Below are 20,708 nucleotides of genomic sequence, written 5' to 3'. Positions count from 1 at the left end.
GGATTCTCCATGAGCGAAAGTATTCTCAGTGCGCAGAACCTCAGCAAAGTGGTCCCAAGCACCGAAGGTGACTTGACCATCCTGCACGAACTCTCCCTGGAACTAAACAAGGGCGACACGCTGGCCATCGTCGGCGCTTCAGGTTCCGGCAAATCCACCCTCCTGGGTCTGCTGGCCGGGCTGGACCTGCCCAGCGCTGGCTCGGTGACCCTGTCAGGGCGCAACCTCTGCGAGCTCGATGAAGATCAGCGCGCCCGGGTTCGCGCCGAACACGTGGGTTTTGTCTTCCAGTCCTTTCAGTTGCTCGACAGCTTGAACGCGCTGGAAAACGTCATGCTGCCCATGGAACTGGAGGGTCGCAAGGACGCCCGCGAGCAGGCGCGCCATTTGCTGGAGCGTGTGGGTCTCGGGCAGCGCCTGACTCACACGCCCAAACAACTCTCGGGCGGTGAACAGCAACGCGTCGCCATCGCGCGCGCCTTTGCCGCCGACCCCGATGTGTTGTTTGCCGACGAACCCACCGGCAACCTTGACAGCCACACTGGCGAGCGCATCAGCGATCTGCTGTTCGAACTGAACCAGGAGCGCAATACCACACTGGTGCTGGTGACCCATGATGAACGTCTGGCTCACCGCTGCCGGCGCCTGATCCGCCTTGAAGGTGGCCGTCTGGTCGCCCCTATGGAGCCCTGATGGCACGCCTGCCGCTTGTCCGTCTACTGAGCCTCGCCGCCCGCCAGTTGATGCGCGATGCGCGCGCCGGAGAATTGCGGGTGCTGTTTTTCGCGCTGGTGGTCGCCGTGGCCGCGAGTACCGCGATCGGCTATTTCGGCTCGCGTCTGAACAGCGCGATGCTGCTGCGCGCCACCGAGTTTCTCGGCGCTGACCTGATCCTCAGTGGCTCGAGCCCAGCCAAGCCAGAGCAGATTGAAGCCGGGACGGCGCTCAGCCTCGACCACTCGCAGATCGTCATTTTTTCCAGCGTGGTGGCCACCGACAACGGCATTCAGCTCGCCAGCGTGAAGGCGGTGGACGGCGCCTATCCACTACGCGGAGAGCTGAAAAGCGCTGAAGCCCCCTACCAACCCGACGTCAGCGGCGGCGAACCGAAGGCCGGTGAGGCCTGGGCCGAAGCGCGAATTCTGGTGGCGCTAAACCTGAAGGTAGGGGACAGCATCGACGTGGGCTCCACCACTTTGAAGCTGACCCGCGTCCTGACATACGAGCCCGACCGCGCTGGCAATTTCTACAGCCTGACGCCACGGGTCATGATCAACATGGCCGACCTTGAAGCCACCAAAGTCGTGCAACCGGGTAGCCGGGTCAATTTCCGCGATCTATGGCGCGGTACGCCGCAGGAGCTGGCGACTTATCGCAAGGCTGTCGAGCCGGGGTTGGCGCCGAATCAGAAAATCGACGATGCCCGCGACGGCAACCAGCAGATTGGCGGCGCGTTGAGCAAAGCCGAACGTTACCTGAACATGGCGAGCCTGGTAGCCGTGCTGCTGGCCGGTGTCGCCGTGGCGTTGTCAGCGGCACGCTTCGCCGTTCGGCGTTTCGACGCCAGCGCGCTGTTGCGCTGCCTGGGCCTGTCGCGCGGCGAAGCGCTGGTGCTCTTCGGCCTGCAACTGGCGATGCTGGGTGTGGTGGCCAGCGCCACTGGCGCCCTGCTCGGCTGGTTCGCTCAACTGGGTCTGTTTTACCTGTTGGAAGACCTTCTGCCGGCAGCGGTTCCGCCGGGAGGCTGGCTGCCCGCGCTGGCGGGCATTGGCACCGGACTGGTGGCGCTGGCCGGGTTTGCCTTGCCGCCCCTGGCGGCTCTGGGCCGAGTGCCGCCACTGCGAGTCTTGCGCCGCGACATGCTGCCGATTCCCGCCAGCACCTGGCTGGTCTACGGCGCTGCGTTATTGGCGCTGGGGCTGATCATGTGGCGCCTGAGCCTGGATCTGGTGCTGACGTTCGCCCTGCTTGGCGGCGGGCTGATCGCGGCGATTGTCCTCGGTGGCGTCCTGCTGCTGGCGTTGCAAAGCCTGCGCCGCCTGCTGGCCAATGCATCTTTACCCTGGCGCCTGGGGTTGGGCCAACTGCTGCGCCACCCCATGGCAGCGGCCGGACAATCCCTGGCGTTCGGCCTGATCCTGCTCTCCATGGGGTTGATCGCGCTGTTGCGCGGGGAGCTGCTCGACACCTGGCAGAATCAGCTGCCCAAGGAGGCGCCTAACTACTTCGCGCTGAATATCCTGCCCTCCGAACGCGACCATTTCGCCGAACGCATCAGTCAGCTGTCGACACACAGCGCGCCGCTGTACCCGATGATTCCGGGGCGCTTGATGAGCATCAATGGCGAGCCGGTGAGCAAGTTCGTGACCAAGGACTCGCGTGGTGAAAACGCCACTCAGCGTGACCTCAACCTGACCTGGTCGGCCCATCTACCGGAAGGCAACAGCATCACCGAAGGTCAGTGGTGGAACGATCAACTGCCTGGCGCCTCTAGCCTCCCCGGCGTGTCGGTCGAAGCCAAACTGGCAAGGAGCCTGAACATGAAGCTCGGCGATACGTTGAGCTTCGTGATCGGCGGTGCGGCCCATGAGGTCAAGGTCACCAGCCTGCGCGACATCAACTGGGACACCTTCCAGCCCAACTTCTTCGTGATCTTCCAGCCAGGCACATTAAAAGACGTACCGACCACTTACCTGACCAGCTTTTACCTTGCACCCGGTCATGATCAGCAGATCGTCGAACTCTCCCGTGCTTTCCCTGCGGTGACGATCCTGCAGGTGGAGGCGCTGCTGGAGCAGCTGCGCAGCATCCTCGATCAGGTCACATTGGCGGTGCAGTACGTGTTGTTGTTTGTGCTGGCCGCAGGGCTCGCGGTGCTTTTTTCGGGGCTTCAGGCGACGCTGGACGAGCGCATTCGTCAGGGGGCATTGCTCAGGGCGCTGGGCGCCAACCGTGCCTTGCTGATCAAGTCTCGACGTATCGAGTTCGGGCTGCTGGGTGCCGTGAGTGGCGTGCTGGCCGCGCTGGGTTGCGAGCTGGTGAGCTTTGCGCTGTATCGTTATGCGTTCGGCCTGGCATGGGCGCCGCACCCTTGGCTGTTACTGTTGCCGCTGATCGGTGCATTGCTGGTGGGCGGTGCCGGCGTATTCGGCACACGCCGCGCGCTGAACGCGAGCCCGCTAACGGTGTTGCGCGAGGGGTAGAACGCGTAAGCCGGGGCCGACAACAGCATGTCGGCCCCGGCCCGTCACGGCGCGCTGACCGGGTACTCGATCTTCGTCACCCACCACAGCTTTTCCCCAGCGGGAATCCGGACCGTCAGCTCATCGCCGACTTCCTTTTTCAGCAGCGCACGGGCCATGGGCGAATCGATGGAGATATAGTCCATGCGCCCGTAGATCTCGTCATAACCGACGATGCGAAAACGCTTGCTCTGGCCCTCTTCGTCCTCGATTTCCACCCACGCTCCGAAGAACACCCGCCCTTCCTGCTCCGGCGAATAGGCCACCACACGCATATCTTCCAAGCGCTTGCGCAGATAGCGTATGCGCCGGTCGATCTCGCGCAGCAGCTTCTTGTTGTATTGGTAATCCGCGTTCTCGCTGCGATCTCCGAGCGATGCCGCCCAGGCGACTTTTTGCGTAATGTCCGGACGGTGCTCGCGCCATAGATAGTCCAGTTCTTTCTTCAGCGCCTCAAAGCCTTCAGTGGTAATGATTTTGGTGCTTGGCTCGGCCATCTGCAGCTTCCACGTAACGATCGGGTAATGCCGTACGGCCGAACCGCAGCGACATGGGCCGTTACTACACTACATGCAGGTCGCGACGGCAACCGGCTGGCTGCAGATTGCAGTCTTGATCGTTACGCTGGCCGAGGACTGTCTGCAGGCAGCCACCAGAGCATGCAAGGACGAAAAATATCGACGCAGGCTGAATTATTTGGTGTCTTGTTGTATCTGATCCGAAAGTGCCGTGCCAGCAAAACGATGGCAATGACCTCGTCATAAACTTTACTGTGCAGCCGCGAGGCCGAGCGCGGGAACAGGTCAACGGTCTGCAGCGATACCGATTCAGCAACAGAGTGAGCCGCATGAAATTAGGCAAGAAAAAAGTCAAACCGATCGGACTTAAAGACATCACGATCGTCGACGACGCGAAGATGCGCAAAGCAATCACCGCCGCAGCATTGGGCAATGCCATGGAGTGGTTCGACTTCGGTGTGTACGGCTTTGTGGCCTACGTACTGGGCAAGGTGTTCTTCCCCGGTGCCGACCCCAGCATTCAGATGGTCGCAGCGCTTGCCACCTTCTCGGTGCCTTTCCTGATTCGCCCGCTGGGCGGGCTGTTTTTCGGGGCACTGGGCGATAAATACGGTCGACAGAAGGTGCTGGCCGCAACCATTGTGATCATGTCTTTGAGTACCACCGCCATCGGCCTGATCCCGTCCTACGCCTCGATTGGCATCTGGGCTCCCATCCTGTTGCTGCTGGCGAAGATGGCCCAGGGCTTTTCGGTCGGTGGCGAATACACCGGCGCCTCGATTTTCGTCGCCGAGTACGCGCCAGACCGCAAACGCGGCTTTCTCGGCAGTTGGCTGGATTTCGGCTCGATCGCAGGCTTCGTGCTCGGCGCAGGCATCGTGGTATTGATCTCCGCCGTTATCGGTGAGGACAAGTTTCAGGAATGGGGCTGGCGTCTGCCGTTCTTCCTCGCTCTGCCGTTGGGCATGCTTGGCCTGTACCTGCGTAACGCGCTGGAAGAGACCCCAGCGTTCCAGCAGCACGTTGAAAAGCTCGAACAGGGCGACCGCGAAGGTCTTTCGGATGGACCCAAAGTCTCGTTCAAGGAAGTGGCTACCCAACACTGGCGCAGCCTGCTGACCTGTATCGGTATCGTGGTGGCGACCAATGTTACGTACTACATGCTACTGACGTACATGCCCAGCTACTTGTCGCATAACCTGCACTATGGCGAAAACCGCGGCGTACTGATCATCATCGCGATCATGGTCGGCATGTTGTTCGTTCAGCCCTTGATCGGCTTCATCAGCGACAAGATCGGTCGCAAGCCTTTCATCATTGTCGGCAGCATCGCCTTGTTCATCCTCGCGATACCCGCGTTCATGCTGATCATCAGCGGCAAGACCGGACTGATCTTCTCCGGGTTGCTGATCCTTGCCGTGGTCCTCAACTTTTTCATCGGCGTCATGGCCTCGACCCTTCCTGCCATGTTTCCCACCCACATCCGTTACAGCGCCCTGGCCAGTGCCTTCAACGTGTCCGTACTGATCGCAGGCGTCACACCGACCCTGGCGGCCTGGTTGGTCGAGACCACGGACAATCTCTACATGCCGGCCTACTACCTCATGGTGGTGGCAGTAATTGGCCTGGTGACCGGCGTGACCATGAAGGAAACGGCCAACAAACCCCTGCGCGGAGCAGCCCCAGCGGCGTCGGACATGCAAGAAGCCAAAGAATTGCTCAAGGAGCATCACGACAATATCGAGCAGAAGATCGGAGACATCGACACGCAAATTGCCGAACTCGAAGCCAAGCGCGAAAATCTCGTGCAACAGCATCCTCGGATCAACGAGTAACAGCGAGAAGCCGCCTCACCCTGAGGCGGCTTTGCCGAACCCCGCCCTACACCCCCTCCTCCTATGCAATCTGCGCCGCTTGCGCCCCTCGACGCGACACATCTGCAGACAGGGCTTTCCCGTCATTCGGTGGAGATGTTAGCTTGCTACCTTTCTGATCGACCGATCAGATTCCCTTTTTAACCCGCCTGCAAAGGAATGCCTCAAGCAATGAATTCCCCCCTCAAGCACCTGGCTGCTGCCATATTGGTGCTGGCGAGCCTTTCGTCGTTCGCCGCCTCTGCTTCCACCAATCTGACGGCTCAACAGAGCGCTACGATCCTCAAGACGTTCAGCGATGCATCGGCCACTGACTTCAGACAGTTTCTGGGCCATGTCGCCAATAGCGAGGTTGCAAAAGCCGACAATCTGGCCCCGGCCATCAATGCATTCCTTGGCGACAAGACGCTTTCCGCCGCGCAGCAAAACGAAATCCACCGCCTTCTGGGTTTGTATGCGCGAGTGAAATATGGCAATGCGGCGACCCAAACCCTGCGTGAACTGGTGGAAATCCCTACTGTCGCCAAGGAAGGTGTCGCTCAGCATGACAACCCTGCGTTCATCCAGATCGCCGAAAAGATCAAGGCCCTCGCCGAATCTTTCAATCTGAACTTCCGCAACGTCGACAACCGGGTCTACGAAATTTCCCTCCAAGGTGCGGGCAAGGAAGTGGTCGGGATTCATGCCCACGCCGACGTGGTGCCCGTGACACCGGAAAACTGGGTGCTCAAGGATGGCACCCGCCTCGATCCGTTCAAGGTCACACTGATCGGCGACCGCATGTACGGTCGCGGCACCGAGGATGACAAGAACGGCATCGTGGTGGCGCTGTACGCGATGAAGGTCATCAAGGAGGAGAAGCTGCCGCTGGCGCGCAACTTCAAGCTCCTGATCGACACCACGGAAGAAACCGCCGGTGACGCGATTCCCTATTACTTCGAACGCAACCCTGTGCCTGAATACAACCTGGCACTGGACGGCGGCTACCCGGTGGTGATTGCCGAAAAAGGCTACGGTACCGTCATGGCGACCTTTACACGTCGCAAGGCCGACGGCGAAGGTGCGGAATTAGCGTCGGTGACCGGCGGCATGGCGACCAACCAGATTCCGTCGAGATCGGTCGCCATGCTGTTGACCGACAAACCCGAGGAACTTGCAGCCGACCTGCAAAAGGTTGGCGCCGACTATGTCCAGCGCAATGGCGGCGATTTCGAAGTGAGCGCCAAGGTTGAAGGCAAGGACGTCAATCTGACGGTAGCCGGCGTGTCTGCGCATTCGTCCGAGCCGCAGTCAGGGGTCAATCCGGTGGCCAGGATGCTGGACTTCCTCAACAGCCTCGACGGCAAGGTCGCGCTCAAGCACAACCAGATCACCGATGCCGCTCGCTACGCCGCCGATAACTGGGGCCTGGATTATCTGGGTGGCAAGTTGGGCGTAGGCTTTTCCGATCAATTCATGGGCCCGCTGACGGCATCATTGACCTACGTGGCGATGGATGACAAAGCCTTCAAACTGGCGGTTAATCTGCGGGTGCCGAAAGGCAAGTCACCTCAGGTTTTGAAGTCTGAAATCGCTGGAAAGCTCGATGCCTGGGCGCAGAAAACCCACATCACGCCTGCCTTCGATTACTCGATTGCCGAACCGATGTACCGCAATCCGCAAGGCGAATGGGTCAAAGCGCTGCTTGCAGTGGCGTCCGAGAACCTGGGCATGGCGCACACCTTCGGCACCTCTGCCGGGGCCACGTCGGTCCATGAGTTGCCCAACGGCGTGCAGTTCGGCCTTGCGCGTCCCGAAGTGAAATACACCGGACACACCGACAACGAGTTCAAGACCACCGAGCAGTTCCTGCTGGACTTGCAGATCGTGACCGAAATGATGAGCCGCATCGGACAATTGCCGAAGCTCTGAAGCAAGGTGGTGGGTCAGCGGACAGTTCATTGGCTGACTCACCCCTGTTGCTGCCGTCGCAGCCTCGGACGTCTTGCACAGCAGGAGTTTCACCACGATTTTTTTCCGGCGCGATGGCATCGCGCAGAGCCTGCCGTTGTCGGGACGGCAGGGCTGTGACCGCTGGCGTGAGATCTTGAATGGCAACTCAGTCATCGGCCTCGATAACGCGTCTCAAAATCAGCGTATGCACAGGGTCACTGATCGGTATCACGCGCTAGCCGCAGGGCATAGCGAGCTGCCACGGCACCCCGCTATGTGCGCCAGCGCACAGACAGCGTAACCAGGCACGACCCACACTCACGGCTGCAAAGCTACGTCCCAAAGGCGCTGCTCGGTGCTGGCGCGATGCGTTGGTGCACCTCTCAAATGCGCTATCCGCAGGGCGCATTCAGACCTGAGATTCTATGAACAGCATATGGACACGCATACAGAAAACAGCCGTCCGCACCCTTGATTTTTGCCGAACCGGCCAATCCTCCTCCCCACGATTCGAATACGAAGCCATCCTGCGCTCAGAGCTGTTCAGCGCCGACCAGATGGCCAGCCACGGCATAGCGCTGGCCGGGCTGCATCGCCTGAGTGCCCTGTCGGCACGCGACTCGATGCTGAGCCGACTCGACGACAACGAACAATTGCTCGTGCGCAGCTGCACAGCGTTGGCCCAGGCACAGAAATCCAGTCGCCGGGTGACGCCGGCAGCAGAATGGCTACTGGACAATTACTTTCTGGTCGAAGACCACATTCGCACCGCCAGAACCCATCTGCCCAAAGGCTACAGCCGCGAGTTGCCACGCCTGAGCAATGGTCCGTCTGCCGGGCTGCCACGGGTCTATGACATCGCCCTGGAAACCATCTCCCATGGCGACGGGCGCGTTGATGAGCAGAGCCTGAGCCGTTTCATTGAGTCCTATCAAACGGTGATGCCGCTGGCCCTTGGCGAGTTATGGGCGATCCCGATCATGTTGCGCCTGGCGCTGATCGAAAACCTGCGCCGCGTCGCGTCCCGGGTGATGGCCAATGCCGACGAGCGCAACCTTGCCGACGACTGGGCCGAGCGCCTGATCGAAATTTCCGAGCAGGACAGCAAGAGCGTGGTGCTCACCGTCGCCGACATGGCCCGCTCGGCGCCACCGATAACCGCAGCCTTCGTCGCCGAGTTCACAAGGCGCCTTCAGGGGCAAAGCGCAGCCCTGGCCATGCCGTTGAACTGGATCGAGCAAGTGCTCAGCGAGACCGGCTCCAGCATCGAGCGTCAGGTGCAACTCGATGCGCAACAGCAAGCGGCCGATCAGGTCTCCATCGGCAACAGCATCGGCAGCCTGCGTGTGTTGTCGGCCACCGACTGGCGTGAGTTCGTGGAGAGGATGAGCCATGTCGAGCAGACCCTGGCTGAAGATCCAGCACGGATTTACCCGGCGATGGATTTCAGCACGCGCGACAGCTATCGACATGTCATTGAACGGCTGGCCAGACGCAGCGCTGGATACTCGGAGATTCAGGTGGCCCGTGCGGCTATCGATCTGGCCTCACAGCAACGTGACAGCGCTCCCGGCGACCGGCTCGCGCATCACGTCGGTTATTACCTGATCAGCGCAGGGCTTTGGACCCTTGAACGACAACTCGCTGCCAGGGTGCCGATTCATGAGCACTGGAAGCGTCTGGTGCTGCTGTCACCGATCATGTTCTACCTGGCGCCCATCGCGTTCCTGACGCTGGTATTCGCCTGGCCCCTGCTCGCTTCCGCCGCTGGCGACCGGGCGTGGGCCAGCGCACTGCTGCTGGCCATTCCGTGTCTGATCATGACCAGCCGACTGGCCATCAGCCTGATCAACTGGCTGGTGACGTTCAGCATGCCGCCTGCCGTACTGCCGAAAATGGATTACGCCAGCGGCATTCCCGACAGCGCCCGCACCCTGGTGGTCATTCCGACGCTGATCGCCACGCTGGCGGATGTCGACGAACTGGTGGAAGGTCTGGAAGTGCGCTTTCTGGCCAACCGCGACCGCAACCTCTATTTCGCCCTGCTCAGCGACTTTCTTGACGCGGCTCAAGCGTCCGAACCGCTGGACGCCGAGCTGCTCGCCAAAGGCAACCAGGCGATTACCTCGCTCAATGAAAAATACGCCGATGAGCACGGCGACCGTTTTTTCCTGCTGCATCGCCCGCGTCTCTGGAACCCAAGCGAGCAGGTCTGGATGGGCCACGAGCGCAAGCGCGGCAAGCTGGTCGAACTCAATACCCTGTTACGTGGCCAAGGACGGGAGCGATTCCAGTCGATCGTCGGGGATATCGAGCCATTACAGAGCGTGCGTTACGTCATTACTCTGGACACCGACACGCTGCTGCCGCGCGATACTGCCCGCCAGTGCGTGGCAGCGATGATGCATCCGCTGAACCGACCGGTTTTCAACGACGCCAATCAACAGATCGTGTCCGGCTATGCGGTCCTGCAGCCACGCGTGGGTATCAGCCTGACCAGCGCCACACGCTCGATCTATGCCCGCCTGTTCGGCAGCGATGCGGGTGTGGACCCGTACACCCGGGCAGTGTCGGACGTGTATCAGGACATGTTTCAGCAAGGCTCATTCATCGGCAAAGGCATTTATGACGTCGACGCATTCACTCAGGCCCTGGAAGGCTGCCTGCCGGATAACCAGATTCTCAGCCACGACCTGATCGAGGGGTGTTACGCCCGCGCAGGGCTGCTCAGTGACGTGCAGCTTTACGAGCAATATCCATCGCGCTACGCGGTGGACGTCAAGCGCCGACATCGCTGGATTCGCGGTGACTGGCAGTTGCTGCCCTGGACGCTGCCCCGCGCACGCAATGCCGATGGCGTATGGGCGCCCAATCGCCTCAGCCTCATGGCGCGCTGGAAGATCCTCGACAACCTGCGTCGGAGTCTGGAGCCGCTGGCGCTATTGTTGATGCTGACCTGGGGCTGGTTCGCCAGCAGCGCGCCATTGGAGTGGACCGTGACGGTGGCCGGGCTGCTGATCATTCAGCCCATGCTTCGAGCGCTGACCGACCTGCTGTATGTCCCCCCCGACGTACCCTACCGCCCACATCTTGGGGCTGTGTCACGGCATCTGGCCCACGACCTGGCCTGCGCCTGCCTGACCATCGCCTGGCTGCCCTTCGAGATGTATTACAGTGCCGATGCAATCCTGCGCTCGTTGTGGCGTATCGGCTTCAGCCGTCGCCTGCTGTTGCAATGGCAGCCTTCTCGTGAAGTCGAGCGCACCTTGGGCAACAGTCTCTGCGGTCTGTATCGGCAGATGTGGCTGGGGCCCTTCGCAGCCCTGGTTTGCGCAGGCATTCTGATCATCCACCCGCTGGCGCTGGCCATCGCAAGCCCGGTTTTGCTGGCGTGGCTGGCCGGCCCCTGGCTGGCATGGCGACTCAGTGCATCTCCTCGACCATCGGTGTTCACCCCCTCAAACGAAGAGCTGCGCTTTCTGCGCGTATTGAGCCGCAAGACCTGGGCGTTCTTCGACCACTATGTCGGCCCGCAGGACAACTGGTTGCCACCGGACAACGTGCAGGAAGACCCGAAACCGGCGATCGCGCATCGCACCTCGCCGACCAACATGGGCATGGCGCTGCTCGCCCATCTGGCGGCTCACGATTTTGGTTACCTGAGCACCGAGCGCTTGCTGACCCGGCTGGCAGCGTCACTGGACAGCATGAACGGGCTGGAACGTCATCAGCAGCACTTTTATAACTGGTACGACACCCAAACCTGCGAACCGCTGCGCCCGCTTTACATCTCCACCGTCGACAGCGGCAACCTCGTCGGTCTGCTGTTGACCCTGCGCACCGGCCTGGTGCAATTGGCCGATGCGCCACTGTTCGGCCCGGCCATGGCCAAAGGCCTGCAAGACACTCTCGATACCCTTGCCGAGGCACAGCAGGCAGCAGGCATCGAGAATGAAGCACTCAACGAACTGCGAAAGCGCCTTGAGCAGCTTTCCCAGGCTCTGGACATCGATGACCTCACCGAGATGCTGCACGCCGCGAGCACCCTGATCGCCGAGGCACCATCCCAAAGCGACGATGAAAGCCAATACTGGCGGGACGCATTCACCCGCCAGTGCCTGGACTGGAGCGAAGAGTTGCAGCGCTATCGGCTGCCGGCGCCGCTCGCCACGGCTCATTCAGCCATACCGTCTACCCCGTATAGCCTGCGTCAGCTGGCCTCCCTGGATCTGGCGCACTGGGCAGATGAACACCGCTCGGCCGTCGAGCCAGTACGCGCCGCTGCAACGCAACGTCTGGAAAACCTTGACCGCCTCGCCTCACTGGCCACATCGCTGGCGCAAATGGATTTCTCGCTGCTCTACGACAGCCCCCGGGACCTGTTCGTCATTGGCTACAACGCTGACGAGCGCCGACTGGATACCGGTCATTACGACCTTCTGGCCTCCGAAGTACGCTTGACCAACTTCGTCGTCATTGCCCAAGGGCAGATCCCTCAGCGCGCCTGGTTCACCCTGGGTCGGCTGCTGGGTGAAAATGCCGGCATACCCACGTTGCTGTCCTGGTCGGGCTCGATGTTCGAGTACCTGATGCCGATGCTGGTGATGCCCAATTACGATGGCAGTCTGCTGGATCAGACGTGCCGCTCGGCGGTCGCAGTGCAAATCGAGCATGGCAATAATCTGGGCATTCCCTGGGGGGTCTCGGAATCGGGTTATTACACCCTCGATGCAAATTTCAATTACCAATATCGCGCCTTCGGCGTTCAGGGCCTAGGACTCAAGCGTGGCCTGAGCGACGACATCGTGATCGCACCCTACGCCAGCGCACTGGCACTGATGGTGGATGCCGATGCCGCCTGCAAGAACCTGCAACGCCTCGCCCAGCAAGGCTCTGCAGGGCGTTTTGGCCTCTACGAGGCCGTCGACTATACCGAAGCCCGATTGCCTCGCGGCCAGCGCTTTGCCGTCGTCCAATCCTTCATGGCGCACCATCAGGGCATGAGCCTGTTGGCCTTGACCAGCGTTTTGCTCGACCAGCCGATGCAACGGCGGTTCGAGGCTGACCCGGCGCTGCAATCGACCCTGTTGCTGTTGCAGGAACGCATCCCCAGCGCTGCCGCACCGTATCTGCAGGCCGCGCAGTCGCCTATCGCCGACGATGGCGCCCAAGGCCAGGACACCGGGCTGCGGGTATTCGTCGACCCCGGACGCAAACGCCCTGCGGTGCAACTGCTGTCCAACGGTCGCTATCACGTCATGCTCACCAGTGCCGGCGGTGGCTACAGCCGTCGCCACGACATGGCGTTGACGCGCTGGCAAGAAGACGGCTCGCAGGACAATTGGGGCATGTTCTGTTACCTGCGCGATGTCGAGACCGGCACCTTCTGGTCGGCAGCGCATCAACCCACGCTGCAGCGCCCCGAAAGTCATGAGGCGATTTTCAGCGACTCAAGGGCCGAGTTCCGTGCGCGCAATCTGGATTTCGATACCCACATGGAGATCGTCGTCTCGCCCGAGGACGACATCGAGCTGCGCCGCCTGCACATCACCAACCGAGCCTCGGTTGCCAAAACCCTGGAGATCACCACCTACGCCGAAGTGGTGCTGACCCCGCCAAGCAACGACGCCATGCATCCGGCGTTCAGCAAGCTGTTCGTGCAGACCGAGTTGCTGCCGCAGTTGCAGGCTATCGTTTGCAGCCGACGGCCCCGGGCCAGCGACGAATCCACGCCGTGGATGTGCCACTTGCTGGCGGCCCATGGCGTCGATCTGGATGCCATCTCGTATGAAACCGATCGCGCCCGATTCATCGGTCGTGATCGCAGCCTGGTCAGCCCTGCCGCTCTGGATTCCGACTGCACGCTGCTGTCCGGCACCGCCGGACCGGTACTGGACCCTGTCGTGGCTATTCGCTGCCGAGTGACCCTGGAACCCGGCCAGCAAGGCACCATCGACCTGGTGACCGGCGTCGCCGAGAGCCGCGACGGCTGCCTGTTCCTGATCAACAAATACCGCGACCGTCATCTGGCGGATCGGGTTTTCGATCTGTCGTGGACTCACAGCCAGGTACTGCTGCGCCAGCTCAATGCCTCACTGAGGGATGCCCGGCTGTTCGAGCAGATGGCTGCCTCGTTGCTCTATGCCAACGCGGCGATGCGTGCGGGCGGCGCTGTACTGACCGCCAACCGGCGTAACCAGTCGGCGCTGTGGGGCCAGGCCATTTCCGGCGATCTGCCGATCGTGCTGTTGCAGATCCGCAGCGTGGAAAACATAGAGCTGGTGCAGCAGTTGGTTCAGGCCCACGCTTACTGGCGGCAAAAGGGTCTGGTGGTCGATCTGGTGATCTGGAACGAAGACCAGGCTGGCTATCGTCAGCAGCTGCAGGACGCGATCATGGGGTTGGTTACCTCAGGCAGTGAAGCGACCCTGGTGGATCGTCCGGGCGGAATATTCGTGCGCCAGACCCAGCAGATGTCCAGTGAAGATCGAACCCTGGTGCTGTCGGTGGCCAGGCTGGTGTTCAGTGAAGAGCTGGGCACGCTGAGCGAACAGCTGCATCGCCGTCGACTGGTGCCAGTGTATGCCCCCTTCGTGGCGACCCGGCCTTATCAAGCAAACCCTCGGGCGCCGCAGTCGACCCCTTGCGCACTGCTGCTGGGCAACGCTTACGGCGGCTTCAGTGCCGATGGCAGCGAATACGTCATCACCGGCCTGGCTTCGCAGCCGACGCCGGCGCCGTGGGTCAACGTGCTGGCCAACCCGTACCTTGGCACGGTGCTGTCCCAGGCCGGCAGCGCTTATACCTGGGCCGAAAACGCCCATGAGTTCCGCCTGACGCCCTGGCACAACGACCCGGTGACCGACCGCAGCGGCGAAGCCATTTACCTGCGTGACGAAGAGACCGGGCACTTCTGGTCCCCGACACCACAACCCTGCCCCGGCAGCGGCCCCTATCGAACACGCCACGGCTTTGGCTACAGCGTGTTCGAGCATGAAGAAGACGGCATTCACAGCGAACTGTGGATCTACGTGGCCCTGGATGCGCCGATCAAGTTCTCGCGCCTGCTATTGAGCAACCGCTCCGGTCGCAATCGCTCACTGAGCGTCACCGGCTACGTGGAGTGGGTGCTGGGTGACCTGCGCAGCAAATCGGCGATGCATGTGGTGACCCAAGCGGACCCGGCCAGCGGCGCGCTCTTCGCCCGCAATGCCTACTCGGTCGAGTTTTCCGAACGTGTGGCGTTCTTCGATACCGACACAGTCGATCACGGCGTCAGTGGCGACCGTACCGAGTTTCTGGGTCGCGGCGGCACACTCGCAGCCCCGGCAGCCATGCGCCATGCCGGGTTGTCCGGGCGTATGGGGGGTGGCCTGGATCCCTGCGCCGCGCTGCAAGTCGCGGTCGAGCTAGGGGCCGGTGAAACCCGGGAGGTCATTCTGCGTCTGGGGGCCGAGAGCTCGAGCCAGGCCGCCACAACGCGGGTTCAGCAATTCAGGGGTACCCAGGTGGCGGCCACAGAACTGCAGAAAGTGCGTGATCACTGGCAGTCCGTGCTGGGCGTCATTCGGGTCGAAACCGGCTCTGCGGCGGTCGATGTCATGGTCAACGGCTGGCTGATGTATCAGGTCATTGCCTGCCGCTTCCAGGCGCGCAGCGGCTATTACCAGTCAGGCGGTGCCATCGGTTTCCGCGACCAGTTGCAGGACAGCATGGCGATGATCCATGCCGACCCGGCTGCGGTCCGCGCGCATTTGCTGTTGTGTGCCAGCCACCAATACCTTGAAGGCGACGTGCAGCACTGGTGGCATCCGCCGATGAATCGTGGCGTACGCACCGCATGCTCCGATGACTTCCTGTGGCTGGTCGCCGCGACCAGCCGTTACATCGAGCTGACGGGTGATGTCAGCGTGCTGGAAGAATCTGCCGGTTATCTGGAAGGCCGCGCACTGTCAGCGGGTGAGGAATCCTATTATGACCTGCCGGGGCTCTCACCAACCCGTGAAACGCTTTACCAACATTGTGTTCGTGCCATCGAGCACAGCTTGCGCCGGGGTCAGCGCGGGCTGCCGCTGATGGGCTGCGGCGACTGGAACGACGGGATGAATCGCGTCGGCCAGCATGGCATTGGTGAGAGCGTGTGGCTGGGCTTCTTCAGCCATCAGGTACTTGAACAGTTCGCCTTGACCGCGCGTCTGCATGGCGATGCGCCGTTCGCCCAGCTCTGCAGCGACAATGCGTCCCTGCTTGGACGCAACCTCGAGCAGAGCGCCTGGGACGGCGCCTGGTATCGCCGCGCCTGGTTCGACGATGGTCAGGTGCTGGGCTCGGCGGGCAACGTCGAGTGCCGCATCGACTCCATCGCGCAAAGCTGGTCGGTACTGTCCGGCGCAGGTTCGATAAGCCGGCAGCGTCAGGCCATGCACTCGTTGGAGGAGCATCTGATCAAACCTGACATTCGCGCTGTGCTGCTGCTCGATCCGCCTTTCGATAACGGTGTTCTGGACCCCGGCTATATCAAGGGCTACGTGACTGGCGTGCGGGAAAACGGCGGTCAATACACCCACGCAGCGGTCTGGGCAGGTATGGCCTTTGCGCAACTCGGGGACGCTGGCAAGGCGTGGGAAGTGCTGAACCTGATCAACCCCGCCCACCCGGCGAACATGCCGCGCGTCGACACCTATAAGGTCGAACCCTACGTCATGGCAGCCGACGTCTACGGCGCTGCCCCCCATGCAGGTCGCGGCGGCTGGACCTGGTACACAGGTTCAGCGGGCTGGATGTACCGCTTGATCGTAGAGTCACTGCTGGGGGTGCTACGCAACGGTCTGTCGCTGCGCATCGAGCCGTTGATCCCCGACGACTGGCCCGGTTTCAAACTGCAGTACCGTTTCGGCACCACGCCTTATCACTTCGATGTGCGTCGGGGTGAGGGAGCGGTGACCGTCATGATCCTCGACGGTGAACCGCTCGGCGACAGCGGCCTGGTTCTGCAGGATGACAGCGTGCAACATAGCGTCGTGGTCCATTGCCGCGCCGCCTCCCGGCAACCGTCAGTGGAGGCCCTGCACGCCGTCGTTAAATAAACAACAAACCCCAGCCTTGGCGGACAGAGGAGTACCCTGCAACTGCAGTCCCCTTCCGCCTCGGTGCCCCGCCATGAATGCTTCTCTCCAGCCCGGCCACAATCACCTGCTCGCAGCCTTGCCAGCCGCCGACCTGCAGCGTCTGGCGCCGCATCTTGAGCATGTCACCCTGGCGCTGGGCGATGTCCTGTACGAGCCGGGCGACACCTTGCGCCACGTGTACTTTCCGGTCGATGCCATCGTTTCACTGTTGCACGTCACGGAAAACGGTTCCTCGGCGGAAATCGCCATTGTCGGTAATGAGGGGTTGATCGGCATCGCACTGTTCATGGGCGGCGAAAGCACCTCCAGCCGCGCCGTGGTACAGAGCGCCGGGACGGCGTTGCGCTTGCCGGGCGAAAAGCTCAAGGCAGAGTTCAATCGCCACGGTGATCTGCTGCTGTTGATGCTGCGCTATACCCAGGCGCTGATCACTCAGATGTCCCAGACCGCCCTGTGCAACCGCCACCACTCCATCGATCAGCAGCTGTGCCGCTGGCTGCTGTTATCGCTGGATCGCCTGTCAGGCAATCGCCTGAACATGACCCAGGAACTGATCGCCAACATGCTCGGCGTGCGCCGCGAAGGCGTCACCGAAGCCGCTGGCAAACTCCAGCGCCAAGGGGTCATCGAATACAGCCGCGGCCAGATCACCATCCTCGACCGCCCTCGCCTGGAAAGGCTCAGCTGCGAATGCTATGTGGTGGTCAAGAACGAAACCGACCGGCTGTTGCATTACACCCGCAGGCAGGCTGATTGACCGCGGGATGGGTTGCCGAGGCCTTTGATTCTGCCGCCTATACACCGATGTAACTGTTTATCTTCAAAAAACAAGCCAGCCCCGCCTAGTGCATCTTTGGGCCATTTCTGATTTGATGGCGCATCGACATTCCGCTGTCAGCAGCATCACGGGAAATTAACATGTGTCATTGGGGGCCGCTCTGAACACCCTGATTTGCGAAGAGCTGGAGGCCGAAGTCGCGCGCTTGCGTAGGGAACTGGCGGGTATGCGCTCCGCCGAAGCCGCTTTGCACCAGAGCAATGAGCGCTCCGGCATGATCCTGGAAACCATCGAAGCGGCCTTTGCCATTGTTGAAGTGAAATTCGACGCTGATGACCGCCCCGTGGACTACCGCTTCGTCGAAGCCAACCCTGCGTTCGAAAGACAGACCGGCGTCAACCTGCGCGGAAAATGGATCACCGAATTTGCCCCGGACCTGGAAAAGTTCTGGTTCGAAACCTATGGCCACGTGGCGAAGACCGGTGAGCCCGCCAACTTCGAAAACTACGCGAAAGCCTTCGAGCGCTGGTTCGACGTCCGGGCTATCCGTGTCGGCAATCCGGCGGACCGGCAGATCGCCATTTTCTTCAGCGATGTCAGCGAACGACGACGCGCTCAGGAGCGTCTGCGGGTCAGCGAAGCGATTGCCCGGGAAAACGTCGAACGGGTGCAACTGGCCCTCGCAGCCGGGGCAATCATCGGCACCTGGCACTGGCATCTGCCCAGCGATCGGTTTGCCGTGGACGACGCATTCGCCCGGGCATTTGGTCTGAACCCGACGCTGGGGCGCGAGGGGCTGAGCCTTGAACAGGTCATGGCCACGGTTCATCCCGAGGACCGTGAGGGCCTCAAGACCGCCATTACCGCTGCCGTCAATCGCGGCGGCGCTTACGCGCATCAATACCGCGTCCAGCGTACTGATGGCGCCTATTATTGGCTGGAGGCCAATGGCCGGGTGGAGCTGGACGAGGATGGCAAACCATTACGCTTTCCCGGTGTACTGATCGACGTCGAAGAGCGCCGCTCGGTCGAAGATGAACGGGATAGGGCCACTGCCGCCTTGCGGGCGTTGAACGACACGCTGGAACAACGAGTCGTGGAACGTACCGCCGACCTCATGCAGGTCGAAGAAAAGCTGCGCCAGTCGCAGAAAATGGAAGCTGTCGGCCAGTTGACCGGCGGCATCGCCCATGACTTCAACAACTTGCTCGCCGGCATCTCCGGGGCGCTGGAATTGATGAATAACCGGATCTTTCAGGGCCGGTTCAACGATGTCGACAAGTACATCGTTGCCGCGCAGGCAGCCACACGCCGCGCCGCTGCGCTCACTCACCGTCTCCTGGCGTTTTCCCGTCGACAGACCCTGGACCCCAGGCCGACGGATGTGAACGCGCTGATGCTGGGCATCACCGAGATGATCCAGCGCACCGTGGGCCCGGCCATTCGCGTCCATACCCTGGGTGCATCCGGTCTCTGGGCAACGCTGGTCGACGCCGGTCAACTCGAAAACGCGCTGCTGAATCTGTGCATCAACGCCCGCGATGCCATGCCCGAAGGCGGCAGTATCACCATCGAGACCGCGAACCAATGGATGGATCGCGAAATGGCAGATGCGCACGACATACCGGAAGGCGCCTACGTTGCCCTTTCGGTCACCGATACCGGTACAGGCATGTCGCCGGAGATTGTTTCCAAGGCGTTCGACCCCTTCTTCACCACCAAACCCATCGGTCAGGGCACCGGCCTGGGCCTGTCCATGATCTACGGTTTCGCCAAGCAATCCGGCGGGCAGGTTCGGGCTCACTCGCAGGTGGGCGAAGGCACCACCATGTGCATTTATCTACCTCGCTACGACGGCGAGGCGATCGCCGAAGAGAGCCAGTTCGGCCCGTCTCACAGGCCGGTGACCACAGCCAGCGAGACGATTCTTGTGGTGGATGATGAGCCGACCGTGCGCATGCTGCTGATGGATGTCCTCGCTGACCTGGGCTACACCGTTCTGGAGGCCGCCGACAGCGTGGCCGGGCTGACCGTCCTGCGCTCCGATGTCCACATCGACCTGCTGATCACCGATGTCGGCCTGCCCGGCGGCATGAACGGTCGGCAAATGGCTGATGCCGGACGCGAAGTCCGACCCGAGCTGAAGACGCTGTTCATCACCGGCTATGCGGAAACCGCTGTCGTGGGCAATGGCAATCTCGGGGCGGGAATGTGGGTGTTGACCAAGCCCTTCGCGGTGGATGCGCTGACATCACGCATTCGGGAAATGATGAGCAACTGAGCAGCGCCCTGTTCGTGACTGACCTGTGGACATCCAAAGGAGCACCCGATGAAGCCGACTACCACACTGCGCCGGGCGCAGCCAGACGATGTGAAATCTGTCGCCGCGCTGGTCGATCAAGCGTACGCGCCTTACGTTGCCAGAATCGGCCAGAAGCCGGGGCCCATGCTCGAAGATTATTCGCAGGTGATCGCAGAGTCGGTGGTGTTCGTGCACACACACGACACCGAAATCACAGGCGTACTGGTGATGAGCCTGCAAGACAGCGAGATGCTGCTGCTCAATGTTGCCGTCGCGCCTCTGTACAAGGGCCGGGGGCTTGGCAAGCAGCTGATGGCGTTCTGCGAGGACTACGCCCGTAGTCAGGGATGCGACGGGATCCGGCTGTACACCCATGAACTGATGAGCGAAAACCTGGCGATCTATTGCAAGCTGGGCTATCAGGAAACTCATCGCGCCGTGGAAGATGGCTTTGCTCGAGTCTTCATGCGCAAGTCGCTGCAAATGTGTTGACCCTTTACTCAACTTTTACGGAGTCTGGACGTTCGTTTACACCGAACCGGTGTTTCATAGATCCATGGCGAACCCAAACATCTCGCCAGAGGAGACACCATGATTTCGAAGATGACCCAAGCCTTGATCCTGTCCGGTTGCCTGGTCGCTGCAGGCGCAGCGTCAGCCGGTGAACGCGATATGGTCGTGCCAGTCATCGCCGGGGCGGCAGTCGGTGCAGTGCTGGCCACCGTGATCAGCGGTTCCGGCCACGATCATCACCGTGCCGACTATCAGGATTATCGGCCACAGCCGCGTTATCAGCCGGTGTACCAACCGGTAGCCTATGTCCCTGTGCAGCGCGTGGAATACCGCCGCTACGCCCCGCCACCGCCTCGTGGTTATGATGACCGCGGTTACGGTCGACACTTTGATCAGGGCCGTGGTGACGGCCGCTGGTAAC

General features: G+C 61.5%; 9 protein-coding genes and 1 pseudogene. 9 read left to right on the top strand and 1 reads right to left on the bottom strand.

What is annotated here, in order from left to right:
* Positions 1 to 9: 9 nt before the first annotated feature.
* Entirely contained in the window at positions 10 to 693 is a 684-nt protein-coding gene (locus EC915_RS02200) for an ABC transporter ATP-binding protein (protein WP_133748884.1), read from the top strand.
* Positions 693 to 3,203: an ABC transporter permease gene (locus EC915_RS02195; protein ID WP_133748883.1), complete on the top strand. Its 2,511-nt coding sequence runs from the start codon at positions 693 to 695 to the stop codon at positions 3,201 to 3,203. Before EC915_RS02200 ends, EC915_RS02195 begins: the two co-directional genes overlap by 1 nt.
* 44 nt (positions 3,204 to 3,247) lie before the next feature.
* On the opposite strand, the gene greB is transcribed toward EC915_RS02195, so the two are convergent.
* Entirely contained in the window at positions 3,248 to 3,739 is a 492-nt protein-coding gene (gene greB, locus EC915_RS02190) for a transcription elongation factor GreB (protein ID WP_133748882.1), read from the bottom strand.
* A 350-nt stretch (positions 3,740 to 4,089) separates the two neighbouring features.
* On the opposite strand from greB, the gene proP reads away from it, so the two are divergent.
* The 7 genes and pseudogenes from proP (at position 4,090) to EC915_RS02155 (ending at position 20,707) form a co-directional block, all read left to right on the top strand.
* Positions 4,090 to 5,595 carry a glycine betaine/L-proline transporter ProP gene (proP, locus tag EC915_RS02185; protein WP_133748881.1) on the top strand — a complete coding sequence of 502 codons (1,506 nt, stop codon included), beginning with the start codon at positions 4,090 to 4,092 and terminating at the stop codon, positions 5,593 to 5,595.
* A 210-nt stretch (positions 5,596 to 5,805) separates the two neighbouring features.
* The gene (locus EC915_RS02180) at positions 5,806 to 7,545 is read left to right on the top strand and encodes a dipeptidase (protein ID WP_133748880.1); all 1,740 of its coding nucleotides are present in this window, start codon (positions 5,806 to 5,808) and stop codon (positions 7,543 to 7,545) included.
* Positions 7,546 to 7,991: 446 nt separating this feature from the next.
* The gene (locus EC915_RS02175) at positions 7,992 to 16,652 is read left to right on the top strand and encodes a GH36-type glycosyl hydrolase domain-containing protein (RefSeq protein ID WP_133748879.1); all 8,661 of its coding nucleotides are present in this window, start codon (positions 7,992 to 7,994) and stop codon (positions 16,650 to 16,652) included.
* A gap of 73 nt (positions 16,653 to 16,725) precedes the next feature.
* Positions 16,726 to 17,451: a Crp/Fnr family transcriptional regulator gene (locus EC915_RS02170; protein ID WP_133748878.1), complete on the top strand. Its 726-nt coding sequence runs from the start codon at positions 16,726 to 16,728 to the stop codon at positions 17,449 to 17,451.
* A 235-nt stretch (positions 17,452 to 17,686) separates the two neighbouring features.
* Positions 17,687 to 19,753, top strand: a pseudogene (locus EC915_RS02165) (ATP-binding protein); the annotation flags it as partial.
* A 48-nt stretch (positions 19,754 to 19,801) separates the two neighbouring features.
* Positions 19,802 to 20,266 carry a GNAT family N-acetyltransferase gene (locus tag EC915_RS02160; protein ID WP_133748877.1) on the top strand — a complete coding sequence of 155 codons (465 nt, stop codon included), beginning with the start codon at positions 19,802 to 19,804 and terminating at the stop codon, positions 20,264 to 20,266.
* Between the two features lie 99 nt (positions 20,267 to 20,365).
* Entirely contained in the window at positions 20,366 to 20,707 is a 342-nt protein-coding gene (locus EC915_RS02155; protein ID WP_133748876.1) for a hypothetical protein, read from the top strand.
* Position 20,708: the final 1 nt, after the last annotated feature.

Origin of the sequence: Pseudomonas sp. LP_7_YM, assembly GCF_004364435.1 — a bacterium.
Classification (GTDB): domain Bacteria; phylum Pseudomonadota; class Gammaproteobacteria; order Pseudomonadales; family Pseudomonadaceae; genus Aquipseudomonas.
The sequence above is the reverse complement of the archived record's forward strand: the minus strand, read 5'-3'. Positions and strand labels throughout refer to the sequence as shown.